The sequence below is a fragment of the Pseudomonas sp. W2Oct36 genome, assembly GCF_041060465.1.
Lineage (GTDB): Bacteria > Pseudomonadota > Gammaproteobacteria > Pseudomonadales > Pseudomonadaceae > Aquipseudomonas > Aquipseudomonas graminis_B.
Map to the genome: position 1 here is coordinate 180762 of NZ_JAUERW010000004.1, position 16045 is coordinate 196806.

General features: G+C 60.0%; 15 protein-coding genes and 2 pseudogenes. 11 read left to right on the top strand and 6 right to left on the bottom strand.

Going from position 1 to position 16045, the window contains the following annotated elements:
• Window positions 1-51 precede the first annotated feature (51 nt).
• Complete coding sequence (locus QWI18_RS08590; RefSeq protein WP_369318630.1) at window positions 52-708, bottom strand: thiopurine S-methyltransferase; 657 nt, start codon at window positions 706-708, stop codon at window positions 52-54.
• Between the two features lie 105 nt (window positions 709-813).
• Here QWI18_RS08590 and QWI18_RS08595 point away from each other — a divergent pair, with 105 nt between their 5' ends.
• Window positions 814-1581: a class III extradiol ring-cleavage dioxygenase gene (locus QWI18_RS08595; RefSeq protein WP_369318631.1), complete on the top strand. Its 768-nt coding sequence runs from the start codon at window positions 814-816 to the stop codon at window positions 1579-1581.
• Window positions 1582-1913: 332 nt separating this feature from the next.
• Window positions 1914-2018: pseudogene (locus QWI18_RS08600) on the top strand (dioxygenase); the annotation flags it as partial.
• Window positions 2019-2430: 412 nt separating this feature from the next.
• Here QWI18_RS08600 and QWI18_RS08605 read toward each other — a convergent pair.
• Window positions 2431-4107, bottom strand: a complete 1677-nt coding sequence (locus QWI18_RS08605) for a DEAD/DEAH box helicase (RefSeq protein WP_065993064.1) — start codon at window positions 4105-4107, stop codon at window positions 2431-2433.
• A 415-nt stretch (window positions 4108-4522) separates the two neighbouring features.
• On the opposite strand from QWI18_RS08605, the gene QWI18_RS08610 reads away from it, so the two are divergent.
• Window positions 4523-5314, top strand: coding sequence for a crotonase/enoyl-CoA hydratase family protein (locus tag QWI18_RS08610; protein WP_369318632.1), 792 nt, complete (start codon window positions 4523-4525; stop codon window positions 5312-5314).
• Between the two features lie 40 nt (window positions 5315-5354).
• On the opposite strand, the gene QWI18_RS08615 is transcribed toward QWI18_RS08610, so the two are convergent.
• Complete coding sequence (locus QWI18_RS08615) at window positions 5355-6110, bottom strand: spermidine synthase (protein ID WP_065993059.1); 756 nt, start codon at window positions 6108-6110, stop codon at window positions 5355-5357.
• Window positions 6111-6338: 228 nt separating this feature from the next.
• Here QWI18_RS08615 and QWI18_RS08620 point away from each other — a divergent pair, with 228 nt between their 5' ends.
• The gene (locus tag QWI18_RS08620; RefSeq protein ID WP_065993057.1) at window positions 6339-7685 is read left to right on the top strand and encodes a class II 3-deoxy-7-phosphoheptulonate synthase; all 1347 of its coding nucleotides are present in this window, start codon (window positions 6339-6341) and stop codon (window positions 7683-7685) included.
• Window positions 7686-7813: 128 nt separating this feature from the next.
• Here the strand turns inward: QWI18_RS08620 and QWI18_RS08625 are convergent, their stop codons facing one another.
• Both QWI18_RS08625 and QWI18_RS08630 read right to left on the bottom strand, forming a co-directional pair.
• Window positions 7814-9061, bottom strand: a complete 1248-nt coding sequence (locus tag QWI18_RS08625) for a winged helix-turn-helix domain-containing protein (RefSeq protein WP_369318633.1) — start codon at window positions 9059-9061, stop codon at window positions 7814-7816.
• A 49-nt stretch (window positions 9062-9110) separates the two neighbouring features.
• Window positions 9111-9344 (bottom strand): DUF1127 domain-containing protein, encoded by a 234-nt coding sequence (locus tag QWI18_RS08630; protein WP_244657006.1) that lies wholly within the window; start codon window positions 9342-9344, stop codon window positions 9111-9113.
• Window positions 9345-9440: 96 nt separating this feature from the next.
• Here QWI18_RS08630 and QWI18_RS08635 point away from each other — a divergent pair, with 96 nt between their 5' ends.
• Window positions 9441-10295 (top strand): LysR substrate-binding domain-containing protein, encoded by an 855-nt coding sequence (locus QWI18_RS08635; RefSeq protein WP_065993052.1) that lies wholly within the window; start codon window positions 9441-9443, stop codon window positions 10293-10295.
• 19 nt (window positions 10296-10314) lie between these two features.
• Here QWI18_RS08635 and QWI18_RS08640 read toward each other — a convergent pair whose 3' ends face one another.
• On the bottom strand, window positions 10315-11061 hold the full coding sequence (locus QWI18_RS08640) for a sulfite exporter TauE/SafE family protein (RefSeq protein ID WP_296311872.1): 747 nt from the start codon (window positions 11059-11061) through the stop codon (window positions 10315-10317).
• A gap of 224 nt (window positions 11062-11285) precedes the next feature.
• Between QWI18_RS08640 and QWI18_RS08645 the strand changes: the two genes are divergently transcribed.
• The 6 genes and pseudogenes from QWI18_RS08645 (at window position 11286) to QWI18_RS08670 (ending at window position 15995) form a co-directional block, all read left to right on the top strand.
• Complete coding sequence (locus QWI18_RS08645) at window positions 11286-11759, top strand: MarR family winged helix-turn-helix transcriptional regulator (protein ID WP_369318634.1); 474 nt, start codon at window positions 11286-11288, stop codon at window positions 11757-11759.
• Window positions 11760-11828: 69 nt separating this feature from the next.
• Window positions 11829-11954: pseudogene (locus QWI18_RS08650) on the top strand (organic hydroperoxide resistance protein); the annotation flags it as partial.
• A 244-nt stretch (window positions 11955-12198) separates the two neighbouring features.
• Window positions 12199-12696 carry a hypothetical protein gene (locus QWI18_RS08655; RefSeq protein ID WP_369318635.1) on the top strand — a complete coding sequence of 166 codons (498 nt, stop codon included), beginning with the start codon at window positions 12199-12201 and terminating at the stop codon, window positions 12694-12696.
• 108 nt (window positions 12697-12804) lie between these two features.
• Window positions 12805-14667, top strand: a complete 1863-nt coding sequence (locus QWI18_RS08660) for a PAAR domain-containing protein (protein WP_369318636.1) — start codon at window positions 12805-12807, stop codon at window positions 14665-14667.
• On the top strand, window positions 14654-15322 hold the full coding sequence (locus tag QWI18_RS08665; protein WP_369318637.1) for a DUF2931 family protein: 669 nt from the start codon (window positions 14654-14656) through the stop codon (window positions 15320-15322). Before QWI18_RS08660 ends, QWI18_RS08665 begins: the two co-directional genes overlap by 14 nt.
• Window positions 15309-15995 (top strand): DUF2931 family protein, encoded by a 687-nt coding sequence (locus QWI18_RS08670; RefSeq protein ID WP_369318638.1) that lies wholly within the window; start codon window positions 15309-15311, stop codon window positions 15993-15995. The genes QWI18_RS08665 and QWI18_RS08670 overlap by 14 nt, the downstream gene beginning before the upstream one ends.
• Window positions 15996-16045 lie beyond the last annotated feature (50 nt).

Here is a 16045-nt window from a genome sequence, read left to right on the forward strand (position 1 = left end):
AGGGCGACGTGAAGTCGCCCTTTTCTTTTGTGCTGATTTCTTTGCGCTGCGCTATCGGCGATACAGCCGATACGCATATTCCATGAGGGACGTCGCCCCCGCCTGCTTGAACTTCACACCCTCCTCCAGCACGTCCAGATCCGCGACGCGCTTGACTCGCCAGTCCGGGGAGAGCAACTGCAGCACCTCGTCCTCATCCACCGAGAACGGCGGGCCGGCAATCAGCGACTGATCGTAATCCAGCGTCACCAGCAAGCCGCAGGCATCGTTCGACAACAGATGATTGAGCTGTTTGACGTAACGCCAGCGCAGGTCCGGCGGCAGCGCGATCAGGGCGGCTCGGTCGTAGAATGCGGTGCAGTCGCCAACGTCTTCCGGCGTGAGGGCAAAGAAGTCGCCGCACCAGATCTCGCAGCCCTCCCCACGATAGACCTTGAGCGCGCCACGCTCTTCAATCGTGGGCTGCCAGCCGTTCTCGCTGAAGAAGCCAGCCACCGCTAACTCAGACAATTCCGCGCCCACCACGTGAAACCCCTGGTTGAGCAGCCAGACCATGTCGATGCTTTTGCCGCACAAAGGCACCAGCACGCGCTCCCCTGGCATGGCGGTGAGCTCTGGCCACAGGCGCAACAGGTGCGGATTCACAGACGCCTGATTGAAACCGATCTGATTGATCGCCCAGCGCTCATGCCAAAAACGCGGCTCCATAGACACTCCTGATATCCCGATCAAAACGGACGAAAACTTATATTAGATTTAGATGGATGCACTGCCCGATGATGCCACTCACCTTATACGCTCAGGACACTGCAAATGCTGCCTAGCCTGTTCATTTCCCACGGCTCGCCCATGCTTGCCCTCGAACCGGGCGAGAGCGGGCCGGCGCTCGCGCGTCTGGCCGCCGCCCTGCCGCGCCCCAAGGCCATCGTAATGGTCTCGGCGCACTGGGAAAGCAACGAGCTGCTGGTCAACGGCAATCCGCAGCCTGAGACCTGGCATGACTTCGGTGGCTTCCCCCCTGCACTCTTCGCCGTGCAGTACCCGGCGTCCGGCATGCCGGAGCTGACGCAGCGCGTGCTGGAGCTGCTGGCAGAGGCTGACCTGCCGGCGCGCATGAACACCGAGCGACCGTTCGACCATGGGGTTTGGGTGCCATTGTCGTTGATGTACCCGCGGGCGGACATTCCCATCGTGCAGGTTTCACTGCCCACGCGGATGGGCCCTGCCCTGCAGACACGCGTTGGGCAGGCGCTGAATCGGCTGCGTGAGGAAAACGTTCTGCTGATCGGCTCTGGCAGCATCACCCACAATTTGCGCGAGCTGGACTGGCAGGCGGGACCTGAGAGCATCACGCCCTGGGCCCTCGCATTCCGCGACTGGATGGTGGAAAAGCTCGCGGCGGACGACCTGGAAGCGCTGCACGACTATCGAAATCAGGCACCAAACGCCGCGCGCAACCACCCGACCGATGAACACCTGCTGCCGCTGTATTTCGCGCGGGCGGCGGGCGGACAGTTCAGCATTGAGCATCAGGGCTTCACCATGGGTGCGTTGGGGATGGACATCTATCGGTTTGGTTGAGGAGAGCTGATTCAGCTCCGTAGGACTGGCTTTAGCCGGGAAGAGGCCAGGTCAAACGCCATCGATTATGGGGTGTCACCTGCACTTATAGGGGACTCACTTATAGGGGACTGATTTATTTACAGCGCTTCATCGTAAATTAATCTGTCCCCGGTCAGTTGTGTGGCATCCGACGCCTTCTCGGCTGAAGCCGGTCCTACCCAACCAAAACCCACTCGGCCTCGTGCCTCCCCCTCCGTCTATGGGATCGGCGCCAAGACAAAACGGGGACAGATTAATTTACGGTGAAGCGTTGTAAATAAATCAGTCCCCTTCAAATAAGTGCCCTTCAAATACTGCCGCTGTATTTCGCGCGGGCGGCGGGCGGGGAATTCAGCATCGAGCACCAAGGCTTTACCATGGGTGCGTTGGGGATGGACATCTATCGGTTTGGTTGAGGGGGTTGGTTTTGTCCCCGTGGAGCGGCTTCAGCCGGGAAGCGCACTTATAGCGCACTTATAGGGGACTGATTTATTTACAGCGCTTCATCGTAAATTAATCTGTCCCCGGTCAGTTGTGTGGCAACGACGCCTTCCCGGCTGAAGCCGGTCCTACCCAACCAAAACCCACTCGGCCTGGTGCCTCCCCCTCCGTCTATGGGATCGGCGCCAGAGACAAAACGGGGACAGATTAATTTACGGTGAAGCGTTGTAAATAAATCAGTCCCCTTCAAATATACAAATAGTTGTAAATAAATCAGTCCCCTTCAAATAGTCATCCAAACGCAGTACTAGCCCCCAAATCCCACGCAAAAAAAATCCCCGAACCAGTCGGGGATTTTTTTATTCAGACGATCAGCTCAAGAGCAGATCAGTCCTCACGATAGCGACGCAGCTTCAGCTGCTTGCCGGCAACGCGGGTGTCTTTCAGCTTGGCCAGCAGGCGCTCGAGACCGTCTTCCGGCAGTTCGACGAGGCTGAAGCTGTCACGCACCTGGATGCGACCGATTGCTTCACGAGCCAGGCCACCTTCGTTGAGGATGGCCCCCAACAGGTTTTTCGCAGCGATGCCGTCACGGGCACCGAGCGCGGTACGGCAGCGAGCACGGCCTTCGGCCAACGGCACCGGGGCACGACGTTCGCGGTCGCCACGATCAGGACGGTCGCCTGCTGGACGCTCCGGACGATCACCACGTGGTGCGTTGTTCGGCACCAGTGGGCGTTCTTTCTCGATCGCGCCCAGGGTCAGCGCCTGACCGTTGGTGGCCTTGCGCAGCAGAGCAGCGGCCAGGGCACGCGGGGTGCAACCGATGTCGGCAGTCAGGCGGTCCAGCAGTTCGCCATGGCTTGCTTCGGCATCAGCGACCAGCGGCGACAGGCTGTTGGTCAGTTTCTTGATGCGGGCATCGAGAACGGCCTGGGAGTCCGGCAGGCGGACTTCGGCGATTTTCTGACCGGTCATGCGCTCGATCACTTGCAGCATGCGACGCTCACGCGGGGTGACCAGCAACAGGGCGCGACCTTCGCGACCGGCACGGCCAGTACGGCCGATACGGTGAACGTAGGCTTCCGGGTCGTACGGCATATCAACGTTGAACACGTGAGTGATGCGCGGAACGTCCAGACCACGGGCAGCAACGTCAGTCGCAACAACGATGTCCAGACGGCCATCCTTGAGGGAGTCGATGACGCGTTCACGCTGGTTCTGGGCGATGTCGCCGTTCAGCGCAGCAGCCTTGTAGCCTTTGGCTTCAAGGGCGCTGGCCAGATCCAGAGTGGCCTGTTTGGTGCGCACGAACATGATCAGGGCGTCGAAATCTTCGACTTCCAGCAGGCTCAGTACGGCAGAGGTCTTCTGGTCAGCGTGAACCAGCAGGTGAGCCTGCTCGATCGCGGTAACGGTCTGGGTCTTGCTCTGGATCTTGACGTGCTTCGGGTCTTTCAGGTGACGCTCGGCGATCGCGCGGATCGACTGCGGCAGGGTCGCCGAGAACAGCACGGTCTGACGGGTTTCAGGCATGGCCTTGAAGATGACTTCGAGGTCATCCATGAAGCCCAGCTTGAGCATTTCGTCGGCTTCGTCGAGAACCAGGTGGTTAACGGTGGCCAGGACTTTCTCGTCACGACGCAGGTGGTCACACAGACGACCCGGGGTGGCGACGACAATCTGAGCGCCGTTGCGAATGGCTTTCAGCTGTGGGCCCATCGGCGCGCCGCCGTAGACAGCCACAACGGTCACGCCCGGCATTTGCTTGGCGTAGGTTTCGAACGCGGTGGCCACTTGCAGGGCCAGCTCACGAGTCGGCGCGAGGATCAGCGCTTGCGGCTCGCGTTTCGCCGGGTCGATCAGGCTCAGGATTGGCAGAGCGAAGGCGGCGGTTTTACCGGTACCTGTCTGCGCCTGGCCGATCATGTCGTGACCGGCGAGGATGATTGGAATCGATTGCTGCTGGATGGCCGAAGGCTCTTCGTAGCCGGTGGCTACTACAGCTGCAACAATTGTCGGGTGAAGGTTAAGAGCGGCGAAGCCGCCGGTTTCCTGGGTCATGGGTCTGCCTCTGAGTGCATCCGCAAAGACCCATGCTTCAAAGCTGCGCGTGCCGTGTAAGACCCTAGAGTCACCCTGGCTGCTTTGTCGGCGGGGATTTGCGAAAACGTATTGATGAATGGATCGTCATGGGTGGTTCGTGACCGAACCGGTTCGAGAAGATGGCTTCGCGAACCCATACCGTGACGAGGGCCCTATGAAAGGCCGGCGCGCACTATACCGGAAATGCTGAAATAAGTGAGGATTTTTTTCGCGAATCAGCCCCTTGCGGCCAACTGTCACAGGCTTTGCGCAAAGCTGCGTCAGTGTCTACTTTTCATGTGCCCGGTATCGGTAGCGGGCAGAGCTTAAACGATTCACCCAGACAGTGCGACACCCCACCCTCCCTTTCTCCTCATCTGCAGGAAACAGCGACATGACCTCTTCGATCAAAGGCCACGTCAGCCGGGAACAGCGCGGCGCAATCATGCTCATCGGCCTGGACCGCGCCGCAAAACGCAACGCCTTCGACCTGGATATGCTCAACCAGCTGAGCCTGGCCTACGGGGAGTTCGAGCGTAACGACCAGGCGCGGGTCGCGGTGGTGTTTGCCCACGGCGACCATTTCACCGGCGGGCTCGATCTGGCCGAGGCCGGCCCGGCACTGAGAGAAGGCTGGACGCTCCCGCCCGGCGGTTACGATCCCTGGGGTCTGTCGGTCGGTCCGCGAGTCAGCAAGCCGGTGATCGTCGCGGCCCAGGGCTGGTGCCTGACCCTGGGCATCGAGCTGATGCTCGCCGCTGATATCAACCTGTGCGCGAGCAACGCCCGCTTCGCCCATCTGGAAGTGCAGCGCGGCATTTTCGCCTTTGGTGGCGCGACCCTGCGGCTGCACCAGATCGCGGGCTGGGGCAATGCCATGCGCTGGCTGCTGACGGGCGATGAATTCGACGCCCACGAAGCCTGCCGCATGGGCCTGGTGCAGGAGGTGATGGCCCCGGAAGACCTACTGCCCTCGGCGTTGCGCCTGGCCCGGCACATCGCCGACCGGGCACCCCTGGGAGTCCGCACCACCCTGGAGTCCGCGCGTCAGGCTGTGCTCGAGGGTGAAAGCGTCGCGGCGAAGGCGTTGCCGGCGCTGGTCCGGCGGGTGCTCGACAGCGAAGACGCCAAGGAAGGCCTGCAGGCGATGATGGAAAAACGCACCCCGGTGTTCAAAGGCTGCTAATCAGAGTTTGCTGACAGAGCCGGCTGAACGGGGATGCTGATCACGTCGCAGGCCGCAGCGTCTTGATCAGCGGCAACAGCGAATAGCCCAGCTGCGGCGCGAGGCTTTCGGCGCGCTGGGTCAGCGCGTCGATGTCGAGCGTCTGATCAAGGTCAGCGGGGACGATAAGGATGACGTTGCCCTCCTTCACCGGCAGTTCCCAGTAATGCCGGTGATAAAGCCCGCGCAGCAGCGCCGCCCCAAGTGGTTTGCCATCGTCCGACGCCCACTGGTTGATGATCAGCCAGCCGCCGGGGTTGAGGCGCTGTTGGCATTTTTCGAGAAACCCCCAGGCCAGATGGCCCACGGCAGGGCCGGTGTCGGTGTAGAGATCGACGAAAATCAGGTCAGCGTCTTCGGCGGTCGGCAGCAGGTCGAGGGCGTCGCCGATGCGCACGTACAGCCGGGGATCGTCCTGCAGGCCCATGTACTCCATGGCCAGACGCGGCACATCGGGGCGCAGTTCGATGGCTTCGACGTCGTCGAGGGGGAGAAACTTCAGGCACGCCTGGGTCAGCGTGCCCGCACCAAGGCCCATGAACAGCGCGCTTTCCGGGGCGGGATGGCACAGGGCGCCAATGAACATGGCGCGGGTGTAGTCGTATTCGAGCCAGGCCGGATCAGCCGTGAACGTGCAACTCTGTTCGATGGCGTCACCGAACTCCAGGAAGCGGTAATCGGCCACTTCAAGTACGCGGATTTTGCCGAATTCGTCGTGAACTTCGGCCAACACGTGCTCTACGCGTTCCTCGGTCATTGCTGTTCTCGTGCCCATGGTCAGAGTGATTCGGGATAGCGCCCGCAGGGATTAGCATCGCCGCGCTCAGCGATCGACGTAGCCGCGCACCGGGCCTGGCGTGCAAAAGGGAGCTGAAAGCGGCCCGCAAAGGCGCGGATTGTCGGCGAATCACGCCCCGCAGGTCACGCAAATTCTCGGAGCGAGCTGCTAACATGCCTGTCCGATCGCACTGACTTCGAGTTCAACATGAGCCAACCCTGGAGCCCCGACAGCTGGCGGAACCTGCCTATCCAGCAGCAACCTCAATACCCGGACGCCGAGCACGTTCGCCGTGTCGAACAGACCCTTGCCAGCTACCCGCCGCTGGTGTTTGCCGGGGAAGCACGCGAGCTGCGCCGACAGTTTGCCGAGGTCACCGAGGGCCGGGCGTTCCTGCTGCAGGGTGGCGATTGCGCGGAGAGCTTCTTCGAATTCTCGGCGGCGAAAATCCGCGACACCTTCAAGGTGCTGCTGCAAATGGCGATCGTCATGACGTTTGCAGCCGGTTGTCCGGTGGTCAAGGTCGGGCGCATGGCCGGGCAATTCGCCAAGCCGCGCTCGTCCAACGACGAGACGATAGATGGCGTGACCTTGCCGGCGTACCGCGGCGACATCGTCAACGGCATCGGCTTCGACGAGAAGAGCCGCGTGCCCGACCCTGATCGCCTGCTGCAGGCGTATCACCAGTCCACCGCGACCCTCAATCTGCTGCGCGCTTTCGCCCAGGGCGGTTTTGCCGACCTGCATCAAGTGCACAAGTGGAACCTGGATTTCATCGCCAACTCGGCGCTGTCGGACAAATACAGCCAGCTCGCCGATCGCATCGACGAGACCCTGGCCTTCATGCGCGCCTGCGGCATGGACACCTCGCCGCAATTGCGCGAAACCAGTTTCTTCACCGCCCACGAAGCGCTGCTGCTGAATTTCGAAGAAGCCTTCGTCCGCCGCGACAGCCTGACTAATGACTTCTACGATTGCTCGGCGCACATGCTGTGGATCGGCGACCGCACGCGGCAGCTGGACGGCGCCCATGTGGAATTCCTGCGCGGCGTGAAGAACCCGATCGGCGTCAAGGTCGGCCCGAGCATGAACACCGACGACCTGATCCGCCTGATCGACATCCTCAACCCGGACAACGACCCGGGACGCTTGAACCTGATTGCGCGCATGGGCGCCAACAAGGTCGGCGACCATTTGCCGGGGCTGATCCGTGCAGTGGAGCGCGAAGGCAAGAAGGTGCTGTGGAGTTCGGACCCGATGCATGGCAACACGATCAAGGCCAGCAGCGGTTACAAGACCCGCGACTTCGCCCAGATCCTTGCGGAAGTGAAGCAGTTCTTCCAGGTGCATCAGGCCGAAGGGACCTACGCCGGGGGCATCCACATCGAGATGACCGGACAGAACGTCACCGAATGCATCGGCGGCGCGCGTCCGATTACCGAAGATGGCTTGTCGGACCGTTACCACACCCACTGTGATCCGCGGATGAATGCCGATCAGTCGCTGGAGCTGGCGTTTTTGATCGCCGAGACGTTGAAGCAGGTGCGTCGGTAGGGGGGCTGCGTCTGACTGCCATGGCCCCTTCCCGGCTGAAGCCGGTCCTACTAACGGCGCGCTGTTTTCTGTAGGACTGGCTTTAGCCGGGAAAGCCTCGGATGTCAGACCCGAGAATCTACATTTGATTACAGGTGATCGAAGCCGCTGGCCACAAACGCCTCCCGCAAGCGCGCCGCACTGGCGCGCTGGCAGTTGATCAGCACGTGCGGCAGTTCCAGCCAGTTCGCCAGTTGCCGCAGGTGCATCGCCAGGGCGTGCATGCCTTCGTCATCCAGTCCGGGTTGCTCTTCGTGAACCCCATGGACCGCCAGACGCCCTGCCGCCCGTTCAGCACGCAGGTCGATGCGCGCGGCGATGCGTTCGTTGTGCAAAAACGGCAGCACGTAATAGCCGTAAATCCGCTTGTGCGCCGGGGTGTAGATCTCCAGACGGTAGTGGAAATCGAACAGCCGCTCGGTGCGCGCCCGCTCCCAGATCAAGGAATCGAAAGGCGACAGCAACGCGCTGGCCGCCACCTTGCGCGGCACCGTCAGGCCAGGAAGCGTATACGCCGGTTGCTTCCAGCCCTGCACCTGAACCCGTTGAACCGCGCCCTCCTCCACCAGCTCTGCCAGCCCGCGCTTCGCCGGGGCCGGGTCCTGCCGGAAATAATCGCGCACGTCCTTTTCGGTAGCGACGCCCAGCGCTTTGACCGCATGCAGCAGCAAGCCGCGCTGTGCGTCGGATTCGCCAATATCGGGGTGACAGACGATCGCCGACGGCAGAACGCGCTCGGGCAAATCGTACAACCGCTCGAAACCGCGACGGCCGACGACCGTGACCTCACCCGCTGCAAAGAGCCACTCCAGCGCATGCTTTTCGGCGCTCCAGTCCCACCACGGCCCGGCCCGATCCTGTCGGGTGCTGATACTGCCCGCACCCAACGCGCCCTGCTCGCGAACGGTCTGTAACACCCGGGCGATGGTGGTTTGCTGCTCGCGACCAAACTTGGCCAGTTGCTGATAAATGCCCTCTCCCTGGGCCGCGCGCTGCATTCGCCAGCGCATCATCGGATACAGTTCCAGGGGCAGCAACGACGCCTCGTGGCCCCAGTATTCGAACAGCTTGCGCTGCCGACCCTGGCCCCATGCCGCCTGTTCCAGCAACGTGCGCGGGTAAGGGCCGAGCCGGGAAAAGAGCGGCAAGTAGTGCGATCGCACCAGCGCGTTGACCGAATCGATCTGCAGCACGCCGAGCCGTTCGATCAGCTGTGTGACGTGGGCTGCCTTGATCGTCGCAGGCGGCTGGCGACTGCTGAAGCCCTGGGCGGCCAGCGCCAGCCGGCGCGCGTGCTTGAGGGAAAGTGGCGGGTGGATCGGCAGTTCGGCGGGCATTGCAACCTCCATGGCGGTGCCCAACGCTAACCGATCATCCGCTGCCCTGTCAGCGCTTCATCGGGTCATCCCAGAAAGGACGCTGCATTTCTTCGTAGACATCCGCCCGACTCAGGCCCAGATCCTTCAGCGCATCATCGCTCAGCATGGCCAGTTCGACGCGCTGCTGATGCAGCTTGCGCCAGCGAGCAACCTGCGCCACAAATCCTTTCCACCAATGTTTCAGCGCGAATGCCCGCGACAGAGGCTTTGCGACCAGTACATAACCTTTTTGACCTTTCATCGTCCTGCCCTCCAGTGGGGATGGGCAGATTCTCTCGCCGGGCCTAAGATCAATCCAACGAATGTTTCTTATGCACTGCATCTGGGAGATTGATGCATGACCACCTACCCGAGTATCGACAGCGAACTGCTGCGCACCTTTGTCGCGATCGCCGACGAGGGCGGTTACACCAAGGCGGGCGAGGTGGTGAATCGCACGCAGTCGGCCGTCAGCATGCAAATGAAACGGCTGGAGGAGGACGTGGTGCGGCGCCCGTTGTTTCTGAAAGACGGCCGCACCATCAGCTTCACGGCGGAAGGCCAGGTGCTGCTGGGCTACGCGCGGCGGATCCTGAAACTGCACAGCGAAGTGTTCAACACCCTGCGCGAGCCGCACATGGTCGGCACGGTGAAGATCGGCACGCCGGACGATTACGTGATGCGCTTTCTGCCGGGGATTTTGCAGCGTTTTGCCCAGGCCTATCCGCTGGTGCAGGTGGAAGTGCATTGCGAGTCTTCGTCGCAGTTGCTGCAACGCCAGGACCTGGACCTGAGCATTGTCACCCGCGAGCCCGGCAAGGAAATCGGCCAGATCCTGCGCCAGGAGCGGTTCGTCTGGGCCGTCGGCGCAGGCTTTTGCCCACAGGAGCAAACGCCGATGCCGCTGGCGATGTTCAACACCGACTGCTTTTGCCGGCAGTGGGCAATCAACGCGCTACAGGCGTCCGGCCGCGAGTTCCGGGTGGCCTACACCAGCGCGAGCCTGTCAGCGATCATGGCGGTGGTCAGCGCCGGGCTGGCGGTGACCGCGCAGTTGCAAAGCCTGATCACCTCGGACCTCGAAGTGCTGGGAGAACAGCACGGGCTGCCGCAATTGCCGTCGGCGAGCATCGTGCTGCTGCGCAACCCCAACAACCCGTCGCCGATCACCGAGTGCCTGGCCGATCACATTGCCGAGGGGTTCAGGCTGTAAAAAGACTCAGGCTGTGAGATCACAGCTTGAAGCACAGCATGATCGCGCAGATCACCAGAAAGCCGCAGAACAGCGAGCGCAACGTACGCTCCGGCAAACTGTGCGCCAAGGCGACGCCCCAGCTGATGCTGGCCAGCCCGCCGATGGCCAGGGGAATGCCCATCAGCCAGTCGACGTGGCCGTGCAAGGCGTAAGTGGCCAGGGTAATCGTGGTGCTCGGCGCCGCCAGTGCCAGCGCCAGGCCCTGAGCGGCCACCTGCGTTGCGCCAAACAGGCCGGTCAGAATGGGTGTCGCGATCACCCCGCCGCCGACGCCGAACAGCCCGGCGGTGACGCCCGAGCCCACGCCCAGCAGCCACAACCATCGGGTGTGGCGCAATTGGGCGCCTGCAGTGCCCTTGCGCCAGACCATCTGGATCAGGTTGAACAGCGTCAGCACGATGAGAAACCCGACGAAGCCCAGGCGCATGCTTTGCGGGTCAACGCGCACCGCCCACAGTGAGGTCAGCCAGGACATCGTGAAACTGGGCACGATGAGCGCCAGCGCATGGCGCACCGACACCCGATTGCGCTGGTTGTAACGCCACAGCGCCAGCAGCACGTTGGGCAGCACCATCAACAACGCCGTGCCCTGGGCCAGTTGCTGATCGAGCCCGAACAACACGCCCAGCGCGGGAATGGCGACCAGCCCGCCGCCAATGCCGAACAGTCCACCCAGTGTGCCCATGGCGGCGCCCAGCAGCAGGTACATCAATACGTCGACAATCACGGGCGTTCCTCTGATCCGATTTCAGCGCGCATGCTACGCAGTCAGCGCCGTCGAGGAAATCCGCGTTGACGATTCCAGGGTGTACCACCGATTCACAGCATTGTCGGCGCCTGCCGCCGATCGATAGAAAGCTACACGCCCAGCCATTACCGAAATTATCTGGTGCATTAAACATCTGGGTACTAAATTACCGACCATTACTGACCGAGCGAGGGACACCCATGAACGCCAACGAGCCATCCCAAAAGGCTGGCGCTGGCAGCTGCGACGCGCTGCTGCTGGACAACCAGCTGTGTTTCGCCCTGTACTCGACGTCGCTGATGATGACCAAGGTGTACAAGCCGCTGCTGCAGGCGCTGAACCTGACCTACCCGCAATACCTGGCGATGCTGGTGTTGTGGGAGCGCGACGGCCTGACCGTCGGAGAAGTGAGCACGCGCCTGCTGACCGATCCGGGCTCGCTGACGCCGCTGCTGAAACGACTGGAAGCTGAAGGCCTGATTCGCCGTACCCGCAGCAAGGAAGACGAGCGCGTGGTGCTGCTGACCCTGACCGAGCAAGGCAAGGCGCTGCACAAAAAGGCGCAGAGCGTTCCGCAATGCATTCTGGCCGCTAGCGGCATTAACCTTGAACAGCTCAAGGCCCTGCAGAAAGACCTGCTCGCCCTGCGTGGAAATCTGCACGAGAGCCTCTGATCGGCTGCCGTAATCGGCAATTCTCAAAAAGCTCAAAATTTAATGTGCGCACTCAGCAGTAGCGCAGTACTGCACATCAGTCTGCTGGCTTTGAACAAGCCGAAGCCCAGGCGCCGGTCGATGCAGCCCGCCAAGTGCCCTAACTCCAATGCCACGCGCGGCAACGTCGATGTCCGTCTGCACATGACTGTCTGACACTCGCCCACACGCACAGTGAAGCCCCTGAACTCGCAAGAGTCAGGGGCTTTTTGCTGAGTACGAATAGACACTTTCTGCAAGAAATGGACGACGCGCTTTTCATTTCCGTCCTACATCATCGCAGGCAAGACGCTTCGGTTTCCGGCTTTGACCCTGATCATCATTTCTGTCCGACCCGCTCAATCATTCCGCATTGATTGATACGGCCTCTCTCAGAATGATCACGACTCAGGACCTGGGCATGACGACCTCACTCGCTCCGATGTACACCAATGAAGTGACAGGCGAATTTCTTCAGTCACTCGACGAGCCCACCTTCACCTCTGAGCAAATGGCTGAATTTCACGAAGACGCCGTGGCGGTTATTCGCAGAAACGAAGCCTATTGCCTAACCCATCCGCCCATCGGCATCTACCGGCTTGCCACTGAAGGCAGCCAGACCCGCAACGGCGGCATTGTTCAAAAAACGCAGTCGACCATCACTTGCATCCTGGAGAACGGCGAGCAAGTGCGCTTAGCGCACAAGGGAGACTGCGTTCTTTATCCGGATGGTTCCACCGCCCACATCATCACAGGCGCAGGCCACAGCAATGGTCACGTCGCGTTGGTGGGGAGCCGCTTGTGCAACGGCGACGAGATCATCAACACGCCACAGCCCCACAGACCGTTCGTAGCCCGCCAGGGCGTCCCTTTGGCTGCCGACTTCCTGCCTGCCGTTGGCAGCGCTAACGCCGAATAACACCCCACTTGGTTCCATTGCGCGACCTGCCCATCAGGCTTTCGCGTGGATTCCCCACATCTCCACTCTTTCGCATGGACGCGACACCTGAACAGGGAACGAGCACTGATGGCTACCGGTTATTACATCCGACTGAACGACAAGACCAGCTGTGGCGGATTCGTCACGCAAGCAACCTCCCGCATGGTGTTGCACGGCATTGAACAGTCGCGAGAGGGCGACGCGGTGAAGTGCGGTGTCGACGGTAAAACGTATCGTATCAGCGGCGGAATTTCCCACATGACCAGTGACGGCATTCGCCTGGCCGGCACCCTGGACAGTGTCAGCGGTTGCCCCTGTAAAGCCCGGTTGGAGCCGTCGCTGTTCTGTGCCACCTACGAGAACGAGGAGAGTTCGGCGGCAGTAGCCGGCAGGCCTTTTTCCGCCGCTGGTTACAGGCAGGGTGCTGCCGTTGCAACTACGTCGATGCCACTCAGCGCACGTACTGCCAACGCGGAGATGGAGCAGGACCTCGAAGAAGAGGAAGAAGAAGTCGAGCAAGAGCAACTGATCACTCTGCGCCTTGGCGTGTTCTTTGATGGCACCGGGAACAACCAGGCCAACAGCGAAACGGTTGCAGGTTGCATGGCGCGGGATGTCGGGCTGGAAAATGAAGCCGAAGAAATTCAGAAGTTCTGTGCCGAGTTTGGCTATGGGATTGACGGGAGTGCGCCAGACAACAGCTTTGGGAATGACACCTCGAATGTGGCGCGGCTTTATGATTTGTACATGGACCATTCCGACGTCTCGATCGAGCCGGATGCTGAAGAAGCGGCATTAAAGGTTTATCTGGAAGGTATTGGGACTGTCAGCGGTGGTGAGGATGATCTGTGGGGGCAAGCAACTGGGAGAGGTAAAAACGGGGTTATTGCGCGGGTTGAACGGAGCTCTGAACTAATTCTAAAGAACTTAAGGCCGTTTATCCGGAGCAACCCGGATGTACTTATCTCACGGATCGAAGTGGATATTTTCGGTTTCAGTCGCGGTGCCGCTGCTGCTCGTCACTTTGCCAATGACCTGCGCAAAGGGGCTGACAGCCTTATAGCGAAAGTATTACCTGCGGACTCACCTTTATTTGCCAAGAGTTTCTGCTGGCGAGTTCAGCACGACATTCAACTGAACTTTATTGGCCTCTTCGATACCGTGCCGGCCATTGTCACACCGTTAATGCTGGATTTCAGCCCCGGCAATGACCGCAACGGGGTGCTCAACCTGGGACTTCCAACCGGTGCCGCTCGCAAAGTGGTGCAGTTCGTGGCGCGGGATGAGCATCGATTGAACTTCGCCCTGATCCGCACCGAGAACGATATCGCTCTGCCCGGCTCGCACTCAGACATTGGCGGCGGCTACCGGCCTCGTATGCGTGAACGGCTGCTGGTCGCGAAACCGGCAAGTAGTCGTGAACGAAAGACCACGCCTAATGAACAGTCCCTTGCCTTTTTACAATCCATTCAAAGCGTCGGTCCTTTGGTCAAACGCCTGGTCGATCAGGGGCTTGAGGTGGATATACATTGCCGCTCCGAAGACGAAGAGCGCACGCAGGAAAATCAAATCCCCCTTCACAAGCAGGTTTACGTCATCACCACACTTGATCGTGAGGTGGAGGGAGATTTGTCGAAGATTTATCTGCGGGTGATGCGTGAGATGGCAGTACAGCACGGCGCCCCGCTCGATGTTATCAACGAGCACGACCAGCGCCTTTCCTTGCCGACTGATCTCGCCACCATTTCAGCGAAGATTCTGGGTTATGCAACAGGCAGGAGAACAACGCTTGATCTGACCACCGCTGAAGAGGATTTGTTGTTACTACGGTACATACATCTTTCAGCCGGTTGGAATGCGGTGAAAGACAGGAATAGAACAAGCATCGGACCAATGTTTATCAACCGGCCAACCGATGACTACCAGCGGATCGCTCATGACAATCGGTAAGTTCAAAGCGCAGCTTGGATGCGTTTTGGGTCTGATCTTCAGCGGGTGCAGCACAATTTATGACGACGTAGAACTTCCTTACGACTCTTGGCGATTGGGCTTCTTTGCTCCCAACTATATGGAGGTCTGGATCGAAACCGCTGACGCTGTGGATATCAACGACAGATGGTTCAAGCGGGCAATGAGTGGCGTAGCAGCCGTGCAGACGCCTCCTAATTTAACGGGCAATCCGAAGGGCTGGCCAAAACATCCGGGAGCAGGCGCTGGAAAACAAGTCTCGGGTGCTAATCTTCCTCGCTTTATATACGTGCGTTGGCAATCTCTGGCCGAACCGAAGACCTATCAAGCCTACATAGAACTACCTGAGGGCATTCGCAAAGCCATGCTGAAAGGTGAGCGCGCATATTGCAGGGCAGATAACAAATGGATCAACGATTATAGAGACCTGATTACAGTGGGCTTGGCTCCGGGAGGCGTGACTAAGACCTGGATTCAGGGAGGCTGCCTAAATGCAATTGAAGTCAGCCGCGTGCAGGGTCACATAGTCGAGAAAGGTCCTCATGAAGGCCATTCAAACGGTCATTACTATCGCCCTCCCAATGAGGCATCGCAGGCCTACATCGACAAGTTCGGCATCCCTTATGACTCTTGGTGAAGGCCGATCAGAAAACATCAACGTCCTGCTCGGATGCGTTTTGAGCCTGATCCTGAGCGGATGCAGTAGCGCTAACGACTACGGGGTGGAGCTGCCTTATGACGCATGGCGACTGGGCTTCTTTGCTCCCAACTACATGGAAGTCTGGATTGAGACAGCCAATGTCGTCGATGTCAAAGGCCGGTTATTCAGACGGGCCATGAGTGGCGTGGCGGGGATCCAGACGCCACCCAATCTCCGGGGGAATCCAAAAGGCTGGCCTACACGACCGGGCGACGGAAAAGGTAAACACGTGTGGCGTGCAGATGTCCCTCGGCAGGTCTACGTGCGATGGCAGTCGTTGGCCGAGCCACAGACCTACGAGGCTTACATTGATATCCCGAAGCAAATTCAGCAATCCATGCTTGAAGGGGGGAAAACCTATTGCGATACAAGCAAGGTATGGATCGATGACTACCGAAAGAATCTGGTGGTAGGTCTGGCTCCTGGTGGCGTTGTCAAAACCTGGCTCATGGGAGTTTGTATTGACGCAGTCGAAGTCAGTCGGGTGCAAGGCAAGGTGGTTGAAAAAGGACCTGACCAAGGGCGTACAAACGGTCGTTATGCCTTGGAGCTAGAACCAGAGTCGCGAGCATACATCGACAAGTTCGGCATCCCTTATGACTCTTGGTGAAGGCCGATCAAAAATCATCAACGTCCTGCTCGGATGCGGTTTGAGCCTGA

Excerpts from the sequence above, each read along its gene's own strand:
- QWI18_RS08590 (WP_369318630.1), bottom strand. The coding sequence starts at position 708 with ATGGAGCCGCGTTTTTGGCATGAGCGCTGGGCGATCAATCAGATCGGT.
- QWI18_RS08595 (WP_369318631.1), top strand. The coding sequence starts at position 814 with ATGCTGCCTAGCCTGTTCATTTCCCACGGCTCGCCCATGCTTGCCCTC.
- QWI18_RS08605 (WP_065993064.1), bottom strand. The coding sequence starts at position 4,107 with ATGACCCAGGAAACCGGCGGCTTCGCCGCTCTTAACCTTCACCCGACA.
- QWI18_RS08610 (WP_369318632.1), top strand. The coding sequence starts at position 4,523 with ATGACCTCTTCGATCAAAGGCCACGTCAGCCGGGAACAGCGCGGCGCA.
- QWI18_RS08615 (WP_065993059.1), bottom strand. The coding sequence starts at position 6,110 with ATGACCGAGGAACGCGTAGAGCACGTGTTGGCCGAAGTTCACGACGAA.
- QWI18_RS08620 (WP_065993057.1), top strand. The coding sequence starts at position 6,339 with ATGAGCCAACCCTGGAGCCCCGACAGCTGGCGGAACCTGCCTATCCAG.
- QWI18_RS08625 (WP_369318633.1), bottom strand. The coding sequence starts at position 9,061 with ATGCCCGCCGAACTGCCGATCCACCCGCCACTTTCCCTCAAGCACGCG.
- QWI18_RS08630 (WP_244657006.1), bottom strand. The coding sequence starts at position 9,344 with ATGAAAGGTCAAAAAGGTTATGTACTGGTCGCAAAGCCTCTGTCGCGG.
- QWI18_RS08635 (WP_065993052.1), top strand. The coding sequence starts at position 9,441 with ATGACCACCTACCCGAGTATCGACAGCGAACTGCTGCGCACCTTTGTC.
- QWI18_RS08645 (WP_369318634.1), top strand. The coding sequence starts at position 11,286 with ATGAACGCCAACGAGCCATCCCAAAAGGCTGGCGCTGGCAGCTGCGAC.
- QWI18_RS08655 (WP_369318635.1), top strand. The coding sequence starts at position 12,199 with ATGACGACCTCACTCGCTCCGATGTACACCAATGAAGTGACAGGCGAA.
- QWI18_RS08660 (WP_369318636.1), top strand. The coding sequence starts at position 12,805 with ATGGCTACCGGTTATTACATCCGACTGAACGACAAGACCAGCTGTGGC.
- QWI18_RS08665 (WP_369318637.1), top strand. The coding sequence starts at position 14,654 with ATGACAATCGGTAAGTTCAAAGCGCAGCTTGGATGCGTTTTGGGTCTG.
- QWI18_RS08670 (WP_369318638.1), top strand. The coding sequence starts at position 15,309 with ATGACTCTTGGTGAAGGCCGATCAGAAAACATCAACGTCCTGCTCGGA.